General features: G+C 43.8%; 19 protein-coding genes. 6 read left to right on the top strand and 13 right to left on the bottom strand.

The features are described 5' to 3' along the window. Positions 1–3 precede the first annotated feature (3 nt). From FZ954_RS08410 to FZ954_RS08380, 7 genes are all read right to left on the bottom strand, one after another. Positions 4–2,655: a valine--tRNA ligase gene (locus tag FZ954_RS08410; RefSeq protein ID WP_148878035.1), complete on the bottom strand. Its 2,652-nt coding sequence runs from the start codon at positions 2,653–2,655 to the stop codon at positions 4–6. Positions 2,656–2,668: 13 nt separating this feature from the next. Next, entirely contained in the window at positions 2,669–2,851 is a 183-nt protein-coding gene (locus FZ954_RS08405) for a hypothetical protein (RefSeq protein WP_061911347.1), read from the bottom strand. A 2-nt stretch (positions 2,852–2,853) separates the two neighbouring features. Next, positions 2,854–3,219, bottom strand: coding sequence for a hypothetical protein (locus tag FZ954_RS08400; protein ID WP_148878034.1), 366 nt, complete (start codon positions 3,217–3,219; stop codon positions 2,854–2,856). Between the two features lie 116 nt (positions 3,220–3,335). Then, complete coding sequence (locus FZ954_RS08395) at positions 3,336–3,911, bottom strand: GNAT family N-acetyltransferase (RefSeq protein ID WP_148878033.1); 576 nt, start codon at positions 3,909–3,911, stop codon at positions 3,336–3,338. Between the two features lie 342 nt (positions 3,912–4,253). Further along, positions 4,254–4,508 carry a DUF1912 family protein gene (locus FZ954_RS08390; protein ID WP_002279283.1) on the bottom strand — a complete coding sequence of 85 codons (255 nt, stop codon included), beginning with the start codon at positions 4,506–4,508 and terminating at the stop codon, positions 4,254–4,256. Positions 4,509–4,534: 26 nt separating this feature from the next. Further along, a complete protein-coding gene (locus FZ954_RS08385) occupies positions 4,535–5,896 on the bottom strand; it encodes a DUF438 domain-containing protein (protein WP_148878032.1) in 1,362 nt (453 codons plus the stop codon). 2 nt (positions 5,897–5,898) lie between these two features. Continuing rightward, the gene (locus tag FZ954_RS08380) at positions 5,899–6,129 is read right to left on the bottom strand and encodes a DUF1858 domain-containing protein (protein WP_045498993.1); all 231 of its coding nucleotides are present in this window, start codon (positions 6,127–6,129) and stop codon (positions 5,899–5,901) included. A gap of 292 nt (positions 6,130–6,421) precedes the next feature. Between FZ954_RS08380 and FZ954_RS08375 the strand changes: the two genes are divergently transcribed. Next, positions 6,422–7,354 (top strand): nitronate monooxygenase, encoded by a 933-nt coding sequence (locus tag FZ954_RS08375; RefSeq protein WP_148878031.1) that lies wholly within the window; start codon positions 6,422–6,424, stop codon positions 7,352–7,354. A 232-nt stretch (positions 7,355–7,586) separates the two neighbouring features. On the opposite strand, the gene rlmD is transcribed toward FZ954_RS08375, so the two are convergent. Further along, the gene (rlmD, locus tag FZ954_RS08365) at positions 7,587–8,945 is read right to left on the bottom strand and encodes a 23S rRNA (uracil(1939)-C(5))-methyltransferase RlmD (protein ID WP_148878030.1); all 1,359 of its coding nucleotides are present in this window, start codon (positions 8,943–8,945) and stop codon (positions 7,587–7,589) included. Between the two features lie 55 nt (positions 8,946–9,000). On the opposite strand from rlmD, the gene FZ954_RS08360 reads away from it, so the two are divergent. The 4 genes from FZ954_RS08360 to FZ954_RS08345 all read left to right on the top strand — a co-directional run bounded on the left by FZ954_RS08360 (position 9,001) and on the right by FZ954_RS08345 (position 11,704). Further along, positions 9,001–9,777 carry an aminoglycoside 3'-phosphotransferase gene (locus FZ954_RS08360; protein ID WP_148878029.1) on the top strand — a complete coding sequence of 259 codons (777 nt, stop codon included), beginning with the start codon at positions 9,001–9,003 and terminating at the stop codon, positions 9,775–9,777. A 26-nt stretch (positions 9,778–9,803) separates the two neighbouring features. Further along, positions 9,804–10,580: a recombination regulator RecX gene (gene recX / locus FZ954_RS08355; RefSeq protein ID WP_148878028.1), complete on the top strand. Its 777-nt coding sequence runs from the start codon at positions 9,804–9,806 to the stop codon at positions 10,578–10,580. Between the two features lie 86 nt (positions 10,581–10,666). Then, positions 10,667–11,200 carry a DUF402 domain-containing protein gene (locus FZ954_RS08350; protein WP_005590859.1) on the top strand — a complete coding sequence of 178 codons (534 nt, stop codon included), beginning with the start codon at positions 10,667–10,669 and terminating at the stop codon, positions 11,198–11,200. 186 nt (positions 11,201–11,386) lie between these two features. Then, positions 11,387–11,704, top strand: coding sequence for a DUF960 domain-containing protein (locus tag FZ954_RS08345; RefSeq protein ID WP_062006115.1), 318 nt, complete (start codon positions 11,387–11,389; stop codon positions 11,702–11,704). Between the two features lie 57 nt (positions 11,705–11,761). Here FZ954_RS08345 and FZ954_RS08340 read toward each other — a convergent pair whose 3' ends face one another. Then, on the bottom strand, positions 11,762–12,196 hold the full coding sequence (locus FZ954_RS08340) for a GNAT family N-acetyltransferase (RefSeq protein ID WP_148878027.1): 435 nt from the start codon (positions 12,194–12,196) through the stop codon (positions 11,762–11,764). Between the two features lie 62 nt (positions 12,197–12,258). Here FZ954_RS08340 and FZ954_RS08335 point away from each other — a divergent pair, with 62 nt between their 5' ends. Then, positions 12,259–12,684 (top strand): MarR family winged helix-turn-helix transcriptional regulator, encoded by a 426-nt coding sequence (locus FZ954_RS08335; RefSeq protein ID WP_062006111.1) that lies wholly within the window; start codon positions 12,259–12,261, stop codon positions 12,682–12,684. Positions 12,685–12,804: 120 nt separating this feature from the next. On the opposite strand, the gene FZ954_RS08330 is transcribed toward FZ954_RS08335, so the two are convergent. From FZ954_RS08330 to FZ954_RS08310, 4 genes are all read right to left on the bottom strand, one after another. Then, positions 12,805–14,346, bottom strand: coding sequence for an ABC-F family ATP-binding cassette domain-containing protein (locus FZ954_RS08330; RefSeq protein WP_148878026.1), 1,542 nt, complete (start codon positions 14,344–14,346; stop codon positions 12,805–12,807). Positions 14,347–14,601: 255 nt separating this feature from the next. After that, on the bottom strand, positions 14,602–15,258 hold the full coding sequence (locus tag FZ954_RS08320; RefSeq protein WP_148878025.1) for a CBS domain-containing protein: 657 nt from the start codon (positions 15,256–15,258) through the stop codon (positions 14,602–14,604). A gap of 277 nt (positions 15,259–15,535) precedes the next feature. After that, positions 15,536–16,390, bottom strand: a complete 855-nt coding sequence (locus FZ954_RS08315) for a bifunctional methylenetetrahydrofolate dehydrogenase/methenyltetrahydrofolate cyclohydrolase (protein WP_148878024.1) — start codon at positions 16,388–16,390, stop codon at positions 15,536–15,538. Between the two features lie 139 nt (positions 16,391–16,529). Then, positions 16,530–16,760 (bottom strand): DUF1797 family protein, encoded by a 231-nt coding sequence (locus tag FZ954_RS08310; RefSeq protein ID WP_005592360.1) that lies wholly within the window; start codon positions 16,758–16,760, stop codon positions 16,530–16,532. Between the last annotated feature and the right edge of the window lie 193 nt (positions 16,761–16,953).

The following is a 16,953-nucleotide window of genomic DNA, read 5'->3' as shown; positions in this document are numbered from 1 at the left end:
TCTTTATTTCACCAACTTCTTCATCTCATCAATCCGCGCCACTGTCGCGTCGTACTTAGCTTGGTAGTCGGCTTGTTTGTCGCGTTCTTTTTGGACGACTTCTGGTTTGGCATTGGCTACGAAGCGTTCGTTAGAGAGCTTCTTACCGACCATATCCAGTTCTTTTTGCCATTTAGCCAATTCCTTGTCGAGACGAGCCAGTTCTTCTTCGACATTGAGGAGGTCTGCCAGTGGCAAGTAGATTTCTGCTCCTGTGATGACGCTTGACATTGCAAGTTCAGGTGCAGGGATGGTTGATGCGATTTCCAAGTGTTCTGGATTTGTGAAGCGTTTGATATAGTTGACATTGCTGTTAAAGAAGGCTTCCAAGTCGCTATCGCTAGTCTTAACAAGGATTGTGATAGGCTTGCTTGGTGCTACGTTTACTTCTGCACGCGCATTCCGAACAGCACGGATCAAGTCTTTGAGGCTTTCTACACCAGTGTGAGCCGCAAGGTCTTCAAAGGCTCGGTTTACAGTTGGGTATTCTGCTGTAACGATAGAGCCTTCTGAGATTTGTCCAAAGATTTCCTCTGTCACAAATGGCATGATTGGGTGAAGGAGACGAAGGATCTTGTCCAAAGTGTAAAGGAGAACAGAACGTGTGATGACTTTCTCTTCTTCGTTATCGCTATAAAGGACTTCCTTGGTCAACTCAACATACCAGTCCGCAAACTCATCCCAGATAAAGTTGTAGAGGATGTGACCAGCTACACCAAACTCAAACTTATCAAAGTTTTCAGTGACTTTGCCGATGGTTTCATTGAGGTTGTGGAGAATCCAGCGGTCCGTGACATTGCCAGCTTCCTTGTTGACAACTTTTTCCACATTGGCAGTTGCTTGCTCAAGAGTCAAGCCTTCATTGTTCATGAGGATGTAGCGAGAGATGTTCCAGATCTTGTTAATGAAGTTCCAAGAAGCATCCATTTTCTCGTAAGAGAAGCGCACGTCTTGCCCTGGTGCAGAACCATTTGAAAGGAACCAACGAAGGCTATCTGTTCCGTACTTATCAATAACATCCATTGGATCAATCCCGTTACCGAGAGATTTCGACATCTTGCGTCCTTGCTCATCACGAATGAGACCATGAATCAAGGCATTTTTGAATGGCGACTTGCCAGTAAATTCCAAACCTTGGAAAATCATTCGAGATACCCAGAACGGGATAATATCATAACCAGTCACCAAAGTTGATGTTGGATAATAACGTTTGAAGTCTTCTGAGTCGACATCCGGCCAGCCCATTGTTGAGAATGGCCAAAGGGCAGAACTGAACCAAGTATCCAAGACATCTTCGTCCTGAGTCCAACCGTCACCTTCTGGAGCTTCTTCGCCGACATATATTTCACCCTCAGCATTGTACCAAGCAGGGATTTGGTGACCCCACCAGAGCTGACGAGAGATTACCCAGTCGTGGACATTTTCCATCCATTGGAGGAAGGTATCGTTGAAACGAGGTGGGTAGAATTCTACCTTGTCCTCTGTGTCTTGGTTGGCAATAGCATTCTTAGCCAATTGGTCCATCTTCACGAACCATTGCGTAGACAAGCGTGGCTCAACCACTACACCTGTACGTTCTGAGTGACCAACACTGTGGACACGTTTTTCGATTTTGACGAGGGCACCGATTTCTTCCAATTTAGCAACGACTGCCTTACGAGCTTCAAAACGGTCCATGCCTGCAAATTCGAAGGCCAAGTCATTCATGGTTCCGTCGTCGTTCATGACATTGACTTGTGGCAAGTTATGTCGTTGACCAACCAAGAAGTCGTTTGGATCGTGAGCAGGTGTGATTTTCACGACACCCGTACCAAACTCAGGGTCAGCGTGCTCATCTCCAACGATTGGAATCAATTTATTAGCGATTGGAAGGATGACATTTTTACCAATCAAGTCCTTGTAGCGTGGGTCTTCTGGGTTGACTGCAACCGCAACGTCCCCAAACATGGTCTCAGGACGAGTTGTCGCTACTTCAAGGGCGCGTGAGCCATCTTCCAGCATGTAGTTCATGTGGTAGAAGGCACCTTCGACATCCTTATGAATCACCTCAATATCAGAAAGGGCTGTGCGAGCAGCTGGGTCCCAGTTGATGATAAACTCACCACGGTAGATCCAACCTTTCTTGTATAGGTCCACAAAGACTTTGCGAACAGCTTTTGACAAACCTTCGTCAAGAGTGAAACGCTCGCGAGAGTAGTCTACAGAGAGCCCCATCTTGCCCCATTGTTCCTTGATAGTAGTGGCATATTCGTCTTTCCATTCCCAGACTTTGTCAAGGAATTTCTCACGACCGAGGTCATAGCGGGAAATGCCTTCACCACGCAAGCGCTCCTCAACCTTAGCTTGAGTGGCAATCCCAGCATGGTCCATTCCCGGCAGCCAAAGTGTGTCGAAACCTTGCATGCGCTTTTGACGGATAATGATATCCTGAAGAGTCGTATCCCAAGCGTGACCAAGGTGAAGCTTCCCAGTAACGTTTGGTGGTGGAATGACGATTGAATAAGGCTTAGCCTTTTGATCTCCTGAAGGCTTGAAAACATCCGCATCAAGCCATTTTTGATAACGACCAGCCTCAACCTCGGCTGGATTATATTTAGGTGAAAGTTGTTTTGACATATTTTGCTCCTTTCTAATTATTAGTCTGCTGCTTTTCTGCTAAAACTATATCAACCATTTTAGTAGCTAAAATTTCAACTAGTAACTTCATATGTTTTTTAAATTCTTCACTTTTAAGATAATCTGTTACCAAATCAACAATAAACTTAATAGCAACCTTTACTCCCTTAGCAGCTAAATCCCTAAACATTACCATATTTATACTCCTTTTTTCAGCTCTCGAATAATCTTTTTTAGATACTTATTCTTTGTTGTTTTTTCTAAGAATTCATAAGCACATTGCTTCAACTTATCTTTTTTAATATTAGGATCTAGTTCAACCTCCATTTTTAAAGCATAATATAATGCTTTGGGACTTAAATCAATACTTTTTTGAAATTCAAGCATTTGTAATTTGACTTCTTCATCAATCTCATTCTTCAGCAATGGTGTCATTAAGTCAGATGGTGAGCTCTCCACATATTTATCAATACCTTCAGATAAGTTTTGTTTGAAACGATTTAATTCTATCTCCTGCTGAGTTTCTATTTCCCTAATGATTAGGTCTAAGCTCTCATTTTTCATATTCTATACCTCAATTTCTAATTAATCCTTAGAACTTCACAAGTATCCCTAGTTGCTATACTTACAATTTTAAAATTATATAACATCAATTGACTTATTGAAAAGTTTCTAACTATTCAATTTTGACTCCACTCACTCCTCAGCAATCCATAAGCCAATTCTGCACAGCGATTGCCTTGAGCATCTTTGCGGTCTCGGATGCGAGCTTCAAGGGTAAAACCAAGTTTCTCAGCGACTCGTTGACTTTGTTTATTGTAATCAAAACATCGAATTTCAACCTTGTGAAGTTTAAGAATGGTAAAAGCAACTTCTATCAAAGCACTGACGGCTTCTGGTACATAACCCTTCCCCCAATAATCTGGATGCAGGAGATAGCCAATTTCAAAGACATCATCCTCATGACGGTGATTGAAGTCACAAGAGCCAATGACTCGGTCATCCCCCTTAACTGTAATGCCATAGCCCGACGGAAGTTCCTTCTTTTCTAGATTTTCAAAATAGCGATTTGCAAAATAATCACGCTCTGCTTCCAAGCTATCTACAGGAGGAAATCCAGCTGGATAACAGACTTCAGGCAGACCAGCATAAGCAAACATAGCCTCTACATCATCTGCCGTTCGCTGACGCAATATCAAACGCTCAGTTTCCAACTTTGGCAACTCTTTGCCATTATAAGATTCAAGAAGCTTCATTCAACCCTCCTTTCCGCTACATAAAAATAATCCCTTTCTAGTCAGACTAGAAAGGGACGAATGTGTTCATCCGCGGTACCACCCAATTTCGGGCAGATGCCCGCAACTTTTCTCTTCTTTCCCTTTTATGACGTCGTTAACTCGCTTTGGCATACGCTAGTATAGCCTGCAGCTCCTTGCCTAGTCCTAAAAGGAAACAAAAAGACACTTTTATTTCAATTTATCATCCATCAGCAACCAGCTTTGACACATTTGTGGACTTCTCAGCGCCGCCACTTTCTGTAAAATGCTTGACTCAAAACACCTCTGATGAACTTATTTTATCACCTTCCCAGTGAAAAATCAATAATTTCTCTCCCCAAAAAGTCCGTCTGGTAGGTCGTGAAATCCTTTGCCCGCCTGATAGTTGGCGAATTTTCCTAAAAGGAACTGGTAGGCATCTAAACGACTTTCATAGCGAATGGCCGCTTCCTTGGCCCGCTCGTCTTGGTCCGCCTCGTAGACTGCCTGACTCTCCTTGAGGGCCATCTCGTTAATCATGACCTGGGTCTTGACCCAAGCTTCAAACTCCTGTAAAAATTCCTGTTCGTAACTCATTTTTCTCACTTTCTAACTGCAAATACCTAGTCCAAATCTCGGTAAAAATCACTGTCAATATCACGGAAGGGCTGAATATCCTGCACATACTCCAGAACCCCCTGAAATTTACCAGCCTCATCCCGCACTGCCGCATAGGTCACATGGACAAACTTGCCCCGCGATTCCGACTTGAACCACATCTCAAACTTGTCCCGCTCTCCCTCACGCAGCGCCTTGAAAATCCGCCGCACTTTGTCCAAAAGCTTGGGTGGGTGGCAGAGCTCGACATTGCGCCCTATCTGGGACGGCGTCCGCTTGAATATCATCTCGTCTGCTGGCACGCTGTCATTATAATACTGGAAAATATCGTCCTTATTGACAAAGGTAATCTCCATGGGCAGATGATCCAAAATCAGATTGGCCTCAGCCACTGACAGATAGCCATGACCAAAAGGCTGCTGAGAGTCCCGATTAAAGGCTTGCTCCTTCTTTTCCTTGGGCTTAAAGGAAATAGTGACCTGACCATCCGGCGTGTCAATGACCTGCTGAAACCTGCCATCACTAGCCTGTTCTGTGCTGGCTGGCGCTTCGCTTCCCTCATCAGCAGCATCCCCAGCTTCCTCCTCCGAGAATGAGTGCCGCGCAGGAATCCATTTCTCCGTTGGCTTGATGATGGCATAGCCATAAGCATCGCTCTCCTCAGCAATCTTGAGCCAGTCATCCTGATGAAAGGACTCGAGGAGAATCATGAGAAGGATGGACTCTTCCTTGAAAATCATAGCTTCAAACTCAGCCGCAAAAGTCTCAAACTTGTCCTTGACTTCTTGAATCGAAGTATCCGGCAGCTGCTCTGCAGCAATCTTAGCCTCTTGGAAAAGGTCTCGAATCTGGTCATCTACCCCCCACATGACCTTGGGAGGTGAATCGTGGCCGTAGCTCTCCATGATGGGAAACATGAGCTCTTCCTTGCGCTGATAGTGGACATCAAACTGTCCCACCAAACTCAGCTGGCGCTGGAGTCCCTTACGGATTTCTGGAAGAAGCTCCTCATCTTCTGTACTTTCATAGGTAGATAGGAGCCTGCGAACTCGCATGAGGGCAGCCCGCAGCGCTAGATTTTCCTGCTTGAAGACTTGAACCGGATGACCTGGATGGTCGGTATCAGTCACCTCCACATTCTGAATGGCACCTTTAAAGAGGTTGGCATGGACATTGCAGAGGGACATGACATCTTCGAAAGTCACTCCCGTATCCGAGTTCATCAGCTCATGCTCCATCAAGCTGATCTCGATAGCAGACACACCTGCAAAATGCTCGTTGAAAAGCTCCTGGACGGACTCTGCCGAAGCTCCGTTATGTAGGTCCAACAAGATAGATTTGAGGACTTCAATGCGTTCAGTAGCCATTTCTAAATCCCCACCACTTCATAGCCGTTTAATTCCAGAGTTTGCTTGATTTTATCCAGGTCAATACCGTTCATGCTGGCTCCTTTTTTGATCGAAACCATGCGCCCGACTGTATTGCGCATGACAGGATTGGCCAGAGGCTTAAAACCCAACTCGACCAAAACGTCCAATACCTCAGGCTGCTTCTCAATCACTTCTGCCACTGGAATAGACAAATCAATCACATTATCCATATGCCCTACCTCCGTGTATTTTATATTATTATATCACAAAAGATGCGTCCAATAAAAATCCTTTCCACGCTTGCTCAAATTCGATCTTGGAGAATATAACAAATTCTAATAGGCTATAAGTTATTTTTATAAGGACACTGATAAATTTAGTTTCACAAGGAAAAGCCAGTCCTATCAAGGATTTCTGAGATTTTTTCACAAACTTCTATCTTTTTGCCAGTCTATGGCTTCATTGAAAACGCTTTATTATAGTGATATAATGATTTTAAATACAGAATAAAGGAGATGCCCTATGTCTATTACAGAATTGTTGAACATCAAGTACCCTATTTTCCAAGGTGCTATGGCTCAGATTTCCCACTACCAACTGGCGGCAGCTGTTTCAGAAGCTGGCGGACTGGGAATCATTGCTTCAGGAGGAATGACGGGTGAGCAGTTGCGCGAAGAAATCCGTGAACTGCGTAAATTGACTGACAAGCCATTTGCCGTCAATGTTATGCTCATGATGAAAAACATCAAGGAGATTGTGACAGTCATCATTGAAGAAAAAGTTCCTGTCGTAACGACTGGGGCTGGTACACCAAAATTCATCATGCCTTATCTGAAAGAGGCAGGTATCAAGGTTATCCCTGTTATCGCCAGTGTCAAACATGCGCAAAAAATGCAAGAGCTCGGAGTTGATGCCGTGATTGCCGAAGGTTCTGAAGCTGGTGGCCATATCGGTGAAACCAATACTATGGCTCTCATTCCTCAGATTGTTGACTCCGTTGATATTCCAGTCATCGCTGCAGGTGGGGTTGCCGATGGTCGTGGTCTCGCTGCTGCCTTTGTCCTCGGTGCACAAGGGGTTCAGATGGGAACTATCTTCCTAGCTTCTGAAGAATGCCCAATTTCAGCAGGCTACAAGGATGCTATTGTCGCAGCCAATGACACTGCTACTGCCGTTACTGGTCGTATTGCTGGTGCGCCGGTTCGTTGTATCCGCAATGAAATGACTGACCACTATATCGAACTAGAAAACAAAGGCACCAATCGTGACGAACTCGAAGAAATCACCATCGGTTCTCTTTCTAAAGCTGTTTACGAAGGAGATACCGTGCATGGCTCTATGATGAGTGGCCAAATTGCAGGCTTAGTCAAGGAAATTCGTCCATGTAAAGAAATCCTCGACACAATCGTTGCCGATGCTCAAAAGGTTCTCCAAAACACTGAAATCAAGCTATAATCCTCTAACTCAAAAGAGAGTGGAACAGAAATCGGTAATTCGTTAGAATTCGATTTCGTCGTCCCACCTCCGCACAGTTGAGTAGGGCTGTAAAAGCTGATGAAATCAGCGTAGTAGAGCCCACTCAACCACTGCGTCTTGCTCGACAATCCAAAAACAATTGAGAGGCTAGGACTTTTGTCCCAGCCTCTTTTGCTGTTCATTTAGGCTTGTTTTTCAACAAATCGCTCTTTTACTTGACTTTTTTGACCAATTTCACCACCGCTTCCGTCCGAGCGGTATGGGGAAACATATCAACCGACTGGATGTAGTGGACATCGTATACCTGACATAGCTTGACCAAATCGCGCGCCAAGGTTGAGACATTGCAGGAAACATAGACCATCTTTTCAGGTGCATAGCGGACAATCGTTTCCAGCAGCTTATCGTCCAGACCTGTTCGCGGCGGATCGACAATCAAGGCATCCGCCCGATAACCATCCGCGTACCAGCGAGGAATAATCTCCTCTGCCGTTCCAGCCTCGTAGAGCGTATTGTCAAAGCCCATCCGTTTCGCATTGCGCTTAGCGTCTTCAATGGCCTCAGGGATGATGTCCATGCCTCGCAAAGACTTGACCCTTTTAGCAAAAGCAAAGCCGATGGTCCCAACCCCGCAATAAGCGTCAATCAAATGGTCTTCTTTCGTCACATCCAACGCCTTGACCGCCTCCCCATAGAGCACCTCTGTCTGCTCAGGATTGAGCTGATAGAAAGCTCGAGGTGACAGGGAAAACTCATAGTCCAGCACACCCTCTTGAATGGCTTCCTCGCCCCAGATAATCTCTGTCTTATCCCCATAAATCTCACTGGACTTGCTCGTATGATAATTGACCGCCACTGTCTCCAGCTCGGGAAATTCAGCCACCAGGTCTCGGACGACTGGAGAAAAGTCTAGCTTGCGCCCTGTTACAAAAATCATCTGCACCTGACCCGTCTTTCTGGCTCTGCGAATCATGACCGTGCGTACTCCAGCAGTCTTCCTCTCGTCATAGATAGGCAGCCTGTACTTGCCTAACAGCCGAGCCACCTTATTGACAATAGCCTGCGTTACCTTGTCCTGAACCAGACAGTTTTTCAGTGAGACCAGATAGTGGGAATTCTGGGCATAGAGCCCTGCCTTGACCTCATCCTTAAACTTGCGAGTCTGAAACTGCAGCTTAGCCCGATAATAGAGTGGCTCCTGCATACCGATAGTTGGACGGATTTCATAGTTTTCGTAGCCAGCTGGCGCAAACTTTTTAAGAGCCTGACGCAGCAAATCCTCCTTAAACTCCAACTGCTTGTCATAGTGGAGATGCATGATTTGACAGCCTCCGCAGCTTTCATAAATCTCACAAGGCGCTTCCACCCGAAATTTCGACCGCTTGTTGATGGTCAAGAGCTTGGCCTCGATAAAATTCCGCTGCACCTTGGTCACCTGACAGTAGACTTCTTCACCTTTCAAAGCCCCCGGCACAAAGACCAGCGTTTTCTTATAAAATCCAATTCCTTCCCCATTGATTCCCATTTTCTTAATTTTCAAAGGGATTCTTTGCTTCACTTTTACATTCATGCCTCTATTATACCACGCTAGAGTCGATTCGTTGAGAATATGTTACAATAAAAGTATGAAAGCAGAAAAAATATCTCTTCCACTCGCACATTTCCCTGAGCAAATCCGAACTTATCTAGAGGGAGCCAACTTTTACGACAGCTCCTCACATTCAAGCGCCCGTGTTTTCTATGCTGATACGGGCTATTATTTGAAAATCGACCAAAAAGGCAAGTTATCCCAAGAAGCCACGCTTGCCAAATGGTTTGAGAAACAAGAACTCGGTGTGCCTGTCATTCACTACCTATCAGCAGATCATGACTACCTGCTGACTAGAGAAGCCGAGGGCAAGGATGCTCTAGCCTTTCTTCAACAGCCAGAAGAGCTTTGCCAAACAATGGCTGCCGCACTCAAAAAACTTCACAGCATCCAACCCCAGCATTTCCCAATCCAGCATCGCCTCCAACACTATAAAGAGCAAGCAGAGGAAAATTATCGGAAAGGTTGCTTTTATCAAAAAGCCTTGCTGCCTCAATTTCATATCCAAAGCCGTGAGGAAGCATATCAACTTATCCAAGAGCAGGGACACTTACTAACGGCGGATGCCTTGATTCACGGAGACGCCTGTTTGCCCAATTTCATTCTAAAAGACGCAGCAAGCTTTTCCTGCTTTATTGACGTTGGTCTCGCTGGCCTCAGTGATCGCCACATTGACCTTTACTGGGCCATCTGGTCTCTTACTTATAATTTATCTGACCCTCAATACGCAGAGCTCTTTCTTGACTACTATGGCCGGAAGGATGTTGATACAGACAAACTGCGCTTGATTGCTGCCTTTGAAGCATTTGGCTAAAAGAAAGGATTTTACCAAAATCTCTTATGAAAATCACAAAAATCGAAAAGAAAAAAAGACTCTACCTCTTGGAGTTGGACGACAGTGAAAAGCTTTATATTACAGAAGACACCATCGTCCGCTTCATGCTGTCTAAAGGAATGGAAATCACAGAGCAGGAGCTAAAAGAGATTCAAACTTACGCCCAATTTTCCTATGGAAAAAATCTAGCTCTTTACCATCTCTCCTTCAAGCAAAGAACTGCCAAGGAAGTTAAGGACTACTTGACCCAGCACGATATCCAGCCAGACATCATCAGCCAAGTCTTGGACGCTTTGAAAAAAGAAAATTGGATCAACGACAGAAAATATGCCAATTCTTATATCCAATCCAACCTTCTCACTGGCGACAAAGGCGCTTTTGTTCTCAAACAAAAACTCAGCCAAAAAGGGATTTCTAACACCATTATTGAAGAAGAACTGAGACAATTTGATTTTACTGAACTAACAGACAAGGTTGCTGAAAAGCTGCTCAAAAAATACCAGAGAAAACTGCCCAGCAAGGCCTTGCAAGATAAACTCCTCCAAGCCCTGATAAACAAAGGTTTTTCCTATGGACAAGCCAAAAACGCCTATCAGCATTTGGAAATTGAAGAAGACCAGGAAACCCAACAAGAGCTACTCTATAAAGAGCTAGACAAGCAATACCGCAAGTACTCAAAAAAGTACGAGGGCTACGACTTAAAACAGCGTCTGACCCAAGCTCTGGTTCGCAAAGGCTATGATTTTTCGGACATTGCCAGCGCTCTAAGAGAATATCTTTAAGATTTTCTATGAAAACTTAGGCATTTTTATGAAAATATGTTACAATAAAGAGGATAAACTTATAAATTGTAGAAAGTTGGTAGGTTATGAAACTTCCCAAAGAAGGCGACTTTATTACAATTCAAAGTTATAAGCATGATGGGAATCTTCACCGCACTTGGCGAGATACCATGGTACTAAAGACAACAGAAAATGCCATTATTGGCGTTAATGACCACACACTGGTAACAGAAAGTGATGGCCGGCGCTGGGTAACGCGAGAGCCTGCCATTGTCTATTTTCATAAGAAATATTGGTTTAATATTATTGCCATGATTCGTGATAATGGCACCTCATACTACTGCAACCTTGCCAGCCCCTATTATCTGGACAATGAAGCCCTCAAGTACATCGACTATGATTTAGATGTTAAGGTCTTCACAGACGGAGAAAAACGGCTGCTTGATGTAGAAGAGTATGAGCGTCATAAAAGGCAAATGAACTATTCGGATGATTTGGATTTCATTCTCAAGGAAAACGTCAAGATTCTGGTTGACTGGATCAACAACGAACGCGGTCCCTTCTCCGATGCTTATGTGAAAATTTGGTACAAACGTTATGTTGAACTAAAGAATCGATAAAGTTGTCAAAGAGCGCAAGCTCTTTTTTCTTGCTTTCTTTTCCAAAAATCCTTTGTCTAGCAAGGAAGCAATTTCTTGCAATTCCTACTTATTTCTTGTATGATAGAACCATCAATGCTACTAGTAAAGCACTAGAGGACCAATTTCTGGTCCTCCACAGCAAATTTCTAGAAAGGAGTGAGTCTCATGGCTTTTACCAATACTCGTGGTCGCTATGCCAGCTTTGGCGCCATCACTAGCCTTCCAGATGATGTGATTGACACTTTCTGGTACATCATCGACAACTTCCTCAAAGATGTTTTCCCTTTGAATAATCTGATTCGCTTCGAGTTGATCAATAACCAAGGGAAGCTGACTTTCCGCTTCTCTGAGGACCATCTCGATACACTCATCTCCTTTGATTTCACCTATAAATTTGACCCATTCTACCCTCGCATGATCTACGTTGTGGATAATAACGGCAGAGAGACGGTCATGTTAGCAGACGAATATTCCATGTTTTAAGAAAGCAAAATCCAGTTGAGACACCGTCACTATGAGCGGTTCTTCAACTGGATTTTTTCATTTTTTGTAAATCATTTTGATATGAGGCGTCGATTCAAAGATAAAGGGCTCTCCTTGACTTACAAAGCCGAATTTTTCATAAAGCCCCACGACTTGCTCCTGAGCCTCAATCTCAATCATTTTTCCCGGCCACTTTTTCTCACAAAGAATCAAGATTTCCTCTACCAATCTATTCCCTAGGCCCTTTCCCCGAGCTGACGGAGCTGTCACAAGCCGTCCAAAAACGACTGTTTCATCTTCCTCAAACACGCGGGCGTAGGCATCTACTTCCTCTTGCTCATTTACATGGAAAAGGTGCACAGCTGTTAGATCTTTTTCATCCAATTCATGATAGATTCGCTCTTGCTCGACGACAAAGGTATCGATCCGCAGTTTTAAAAGCTTGTAAAATTCTAGTATATCCAACTCTTGCAAATATTTTTTATGCCACATGCTTGTTTCCGTCCTTACTTTATTATATAATCATTGTAAATGCAACTATCAAAGGAGTTCTTATGGATTATCGTCAGTTATTTCGTCAAATGGGTTTCATCTCCCGTCAAGCTATGATGAGAATGAACCAAGAAGCTAGCCAATACGGGCTTGATAATAATCTCTTTCTCATTCTTACTCGCATTGTTGAACATCCTGCCATCCATCAATCCCAGCTGGCAGAGCTGGTTCAGATTGACAAGACTACCCTAAGCCGGTCTCTAAGAAAGCTGGAGGAAAGAGGCTTGATTGTCAAAAAGACCAAAGCTCAAAACAAGAAATTCAAGGAGCTCTATCCACTGACTCCTGCACTAAAAGTATATGATAAGCTAATTGGCTACGAGGACAGATATATTCAGGCTAGTCTGCATCAACTGACTTCATCTGAACTCTTTCAGTTGGATCATATCTTACAGAAAATTCAAAACTCCCAACAAGAAGAAGTATAACATAATAAAGTTGCATTTGCAACTGTTTGGCATTGAAAACTAAAGCTATTAAAAGCGGCTGCTTGCAAGTGACTGAGAAGATACCCTCGTCTCTGCAAGCAAAACCGCCTTAATAGCTTTTTAAGTTAGTTGATTGAAATCCCAGATCTGATCCATCCAGCCTTCATAGAAATCAGGCTCGTGGCAGACCATGAGAATGCTGCCCTTGTATTCTTTCAGAGCGCGTTTGAGCTCTTCCTTGGCATCTACATCCAGGTGGTTGGTCGGCTCGTCCAAAACCAGAACGTTATTTTCTCGGTTCATGAGAAGACAAAGGCGGACCTTTGCCTGCTCACCACCTGAAAGGACCTGGATCTGGCTCTCGATATGCTTGGAAGTCAAGCCACATCTAGCCAGAGCAGCTCGAACTTCTGCCTGATTTAGAGCCGGAAAGGCACTCCAGACTGCTTCCAGCGGTGTCTGACGATTGCCGCCCTCTACTTCCTGCTCGAAATAGCCCAGCTCTAGATAGTCCCCGCGTTCGACTTCCCCAGCGATTGGTGGGATAATCCCCAGCAAACTCTTGAGCAGGGTCGTTTTTCCAATCCCATTTGCCCCGATGATAGCCACCTTCTGATTGCGCTCAAAGGTAAGATTAAGAGGCTGAGTCAGTGGACGGTCATACCCAATCTGCAAATCCTTGGCTTGGAAGATAAAGCGGCCAGGTGTACGGGCTGATTTGAAATCAAAGGAAGGCTTTGGTTTCTCACTTTGCAGCTCAATAATGTCCATCTTATCCAGCTTTTTCTGACGTGACATGGCCATATTACGGGTCGCTACACGAGCTTTATTGCGGGCCACAAAATCCTTGAGGTCTGCAATTTCCTTCTGCTGGCGTTCATAGGCGGCTTCCAGCTGAGATTTTTTCATCTCATAGACCTCTAAAAATTGGTAATAATCCCCAGAATAGCGGGTCAACTGCTGATTTTCCACATGGTAGACGATATTGATCACATCATTCAAGAAAGGAATATCATGTGAGATCAGGACAAAGGCATTTTCATAGTTTTGGAGATAGCGCTTGAGCCAGTCAATGTGCTCCGCATCCAGATAGTTGGTTGGCTCATCCAAGAGCAGGATATCCGGTTTTTCCAAAAGCAATTTGGCCAAGAGAACCTTAGTCCGCTGCCCACCAGATAGCTCTGTCACATCGCTTTCCATACCGTAGTCCATGACACCTAGTGCTCGTGCAACTTCGTCAATCTTGGCATCTAGCGTATAGAAATCCCGGCTCTCCAAGCGGTCCTGCAGTTCGCCTACTTCTTCCATGAGGGCATCCACATCCGCTCCATCCTCAGCCATGCTCATATAGATTTCATTGATACGGGCCTCGGTCTTGAACAGCTCGTCAAAGGCTGTCCGTAGCACATCGCGGACAGTTTGGCCCTGCTCCAACACAGCATGCTGGTCCAGATAGCCAGCCGTCACATACTTGGACCACTCAACCTTGCCCTCATCCGGCAACATTTTACCCGTCACAATGCTCATAAAGGTTGACTTCCCCTCACCGTTGGCGCCGACTAGACCGATATGCTCCCCCTTGAGCAGGCGGAAGGATACATCCTCAAAAATAGCCCGGTCTCCAAAACCGTGGCTGAGATTTTTTACTTCTAAAATACTCATCTTTTCTCCTCTATCATTGATTGCAGTTCCTTGATTATACCATCTTAGGAAGCCAATTGGCAAGAAAATAAAAGAGGCTGGGACAAAAGTCCTAGCCTCTCAATTGTCTTTGGATTGTCGAGCAAGACGCAGTGGTTGAGTGGGCTCTACTACGCTGATTTCATCAGCTTTTACAGCCCTACTCAACTGTGCGGAGGTGGGACGACGAAATCGAATTCTAACGAATTACCGATTTCTGTCCCACTCTCTCTAACTTTATAAAACTTTTGCGCTAGTGCGGGTAATATCTTCTACTTTTATATTGTGTGCTTCAAACTTGGACTTCAAGGAAACCAAGTCAATGTCTCCGTCAATTTGTACCTCAATGACAACTTTACCGTCCTTACGAGGAATATTAACTGTGTTTGAAATATTGAGGTTTTCTTCGACAAGTAAGGCGATAATATGCGATAGGACACCAACCTCGTCTTCTGTGACAAAGCGCATTCGAACGCCCTTTTCGCCATAACCAGACACTTCTAGAAAAGCTTTGAAAATGTCACGATCCGTAATGATTCCATAGACCTGCTCATTGTCAACAACTGGTAAGATTCCAATTTTATTTTTCAACATCAAATAAGTCGCATCTTCCAGACTAGCATACTGGGAAATAGTAACGACATCCTGAATCATCACATCTTTTACCTTGGTTTTATTCAGAAGATAGTTCATTTCATAAATAGATAGGCTCGTTGCCTTTGATGGACTTGCTTCTGCGATTGTTCCCTCTGTCACAAGACCCACCAGCTTATCATTTTCAATCACAGGCAAGCGGTGCAATTTTTGGTCGCGCATAATATCTGCCGCATGTGCAATCGTTGTGTCTGGGCTAATGTATACAACCTTGCGTGTCATAAAATCTTTTACTGCCATGAGAAGCCTCCTCTAATTTCTTTTTCTAATCTTATTATACTGTATTTTCCAACTAATTTCAAACGCTTTCACAGTTTTCTCTTATGTTTTCAAAATTTAGAAAAATCAGGCAGGCTACCTATAAAAAAGTTAGATTCGCCTATGAGAAAACGAGGGGGAATATTTGACCCAACCTCGCTTTAGCCTATCTCTATAGTTTCTTGTCTAATACCACTAGCGACAAGATGACCAAAAACAATTGAAAGAAGAAATAGATCAGCCAAATGCTATTTTTCTATTATTTCTCTAAACTTCTAACAAAGGCCTGATAAGTCTGTTCCATTAGCATGGTAATGGTCATCGGCCCGACCCCTTTTGGAACCGGCGTAATGAGACTAGCCACTTCTGCCACTTCGTCAAATTTAACATCACCAATCAGCTTGCCATTTTCGTCCCGATTCATACCGACATCAATCACGACAGCTCCCTCCTTGACAAAGTCCTTGGTTACAAAGTGTCCTCGTCCGATAGCCACCACCAAAATATCAGCTTTCTTTGCAATTTTCGCTAAATGATGGGTCCTTGAGTGCGTCAAAGTAACGGTCGCATTTTTAGACAACAGAAGCTGAGCCATAGGTTTACCGACAATATTACTACGACCAATCACCACCGCATTCTTGCCTTCCAAGTCCACCTTATATTCGCGGAACATTTCCATGATTCCTGCTGGTGTAGAAGGAATCATCAAGGGATGTCCTGACCAAAGTCGCCCCATATTGGTTGGATGAAAGCCATCTACATCCTTGTCTGGATCAATGGCTAATAAAACCGCTTCATCATCAATATGGGCTGGCAAAGGAAGCTGGACTAGGATTCCGTGCCAAGCTGGATCCTGATTATATTTAGCAATCAAGGTCAGTAATTCTTCCTGACTTGTTGACTCAGACAGACGCACAACTTCACTGCGGAAGCCTGCAGCTAGTGCAGACCGCTCTTTATTTCTCACATAAACCTGACTGGCTGGATTGTCGCCCACCAAAATCACCACTAAACCAGGTTCCTGACCTGTCTCTGCTTTTAATTTTGCTGTTTTTTCTGCAAGTTTCGCTTGAAGCTTTTCTGCTAAAGCTTTTCCGTCAATAATGTTTGCCATTCTTTTCTCATTTCTTTTTCACTATATTTATTCATTATATCAGAAATCCTCTTGTCCTACTTATACATTTTTCTTATATAAAGTTATAGGATTAAAGACTGATCTTGACGAGCAAAATAAAAAAGCAGAAGCCTGCTTTTTAGTATAATAATTCATAAATTTCCATGGCAATCAAGTCAATACTATCGAAAGTATAAGTCTCACGCGCTGCCACATCACGCAGAGTAAAAATTGGTCCATTTTCTTCGTCGTAGCTGTACGCTACTTCGGCAACAACCACTCCTTCACGTTCAAAATTACGTTTTAAATTTCCACCATCTTTGGCCATAGCTTCCAAACGATTGATGATTCTAACTAAATGTGATTCCATTTTATTTCTCCTATTTACTTGCTTCTCTCCTATTTTACCATAAAAAGAAACTGAAATACCAGTAAAAGACCATTTTTTTCTCTTTTCGCACTATAATTTCTCAAAAAATCAGTCTCAGGGAGGATTTTGTAGTAAATTCTTGCATTGTGCAAGAATACTGATATAATGAAACTATAATACTTTGACTATTTTT

Source organism: Streptococcus sp. Marseille-P7375 (assembly GCF_902460365.1).
In the GTDB taxonomy this organism is placed as follows: domain Bacteria; phylum Bacillota; class Bacilli; order Lactobacillales; family Streptococcaceae; genus Streptococcus; species Streptococcus cristatus_I.
The sequence above is the reverse complement of the archived record's forward strand: the minus strand, read 5'-3'. Positions and strand labels throughout refer to the sequence as shown.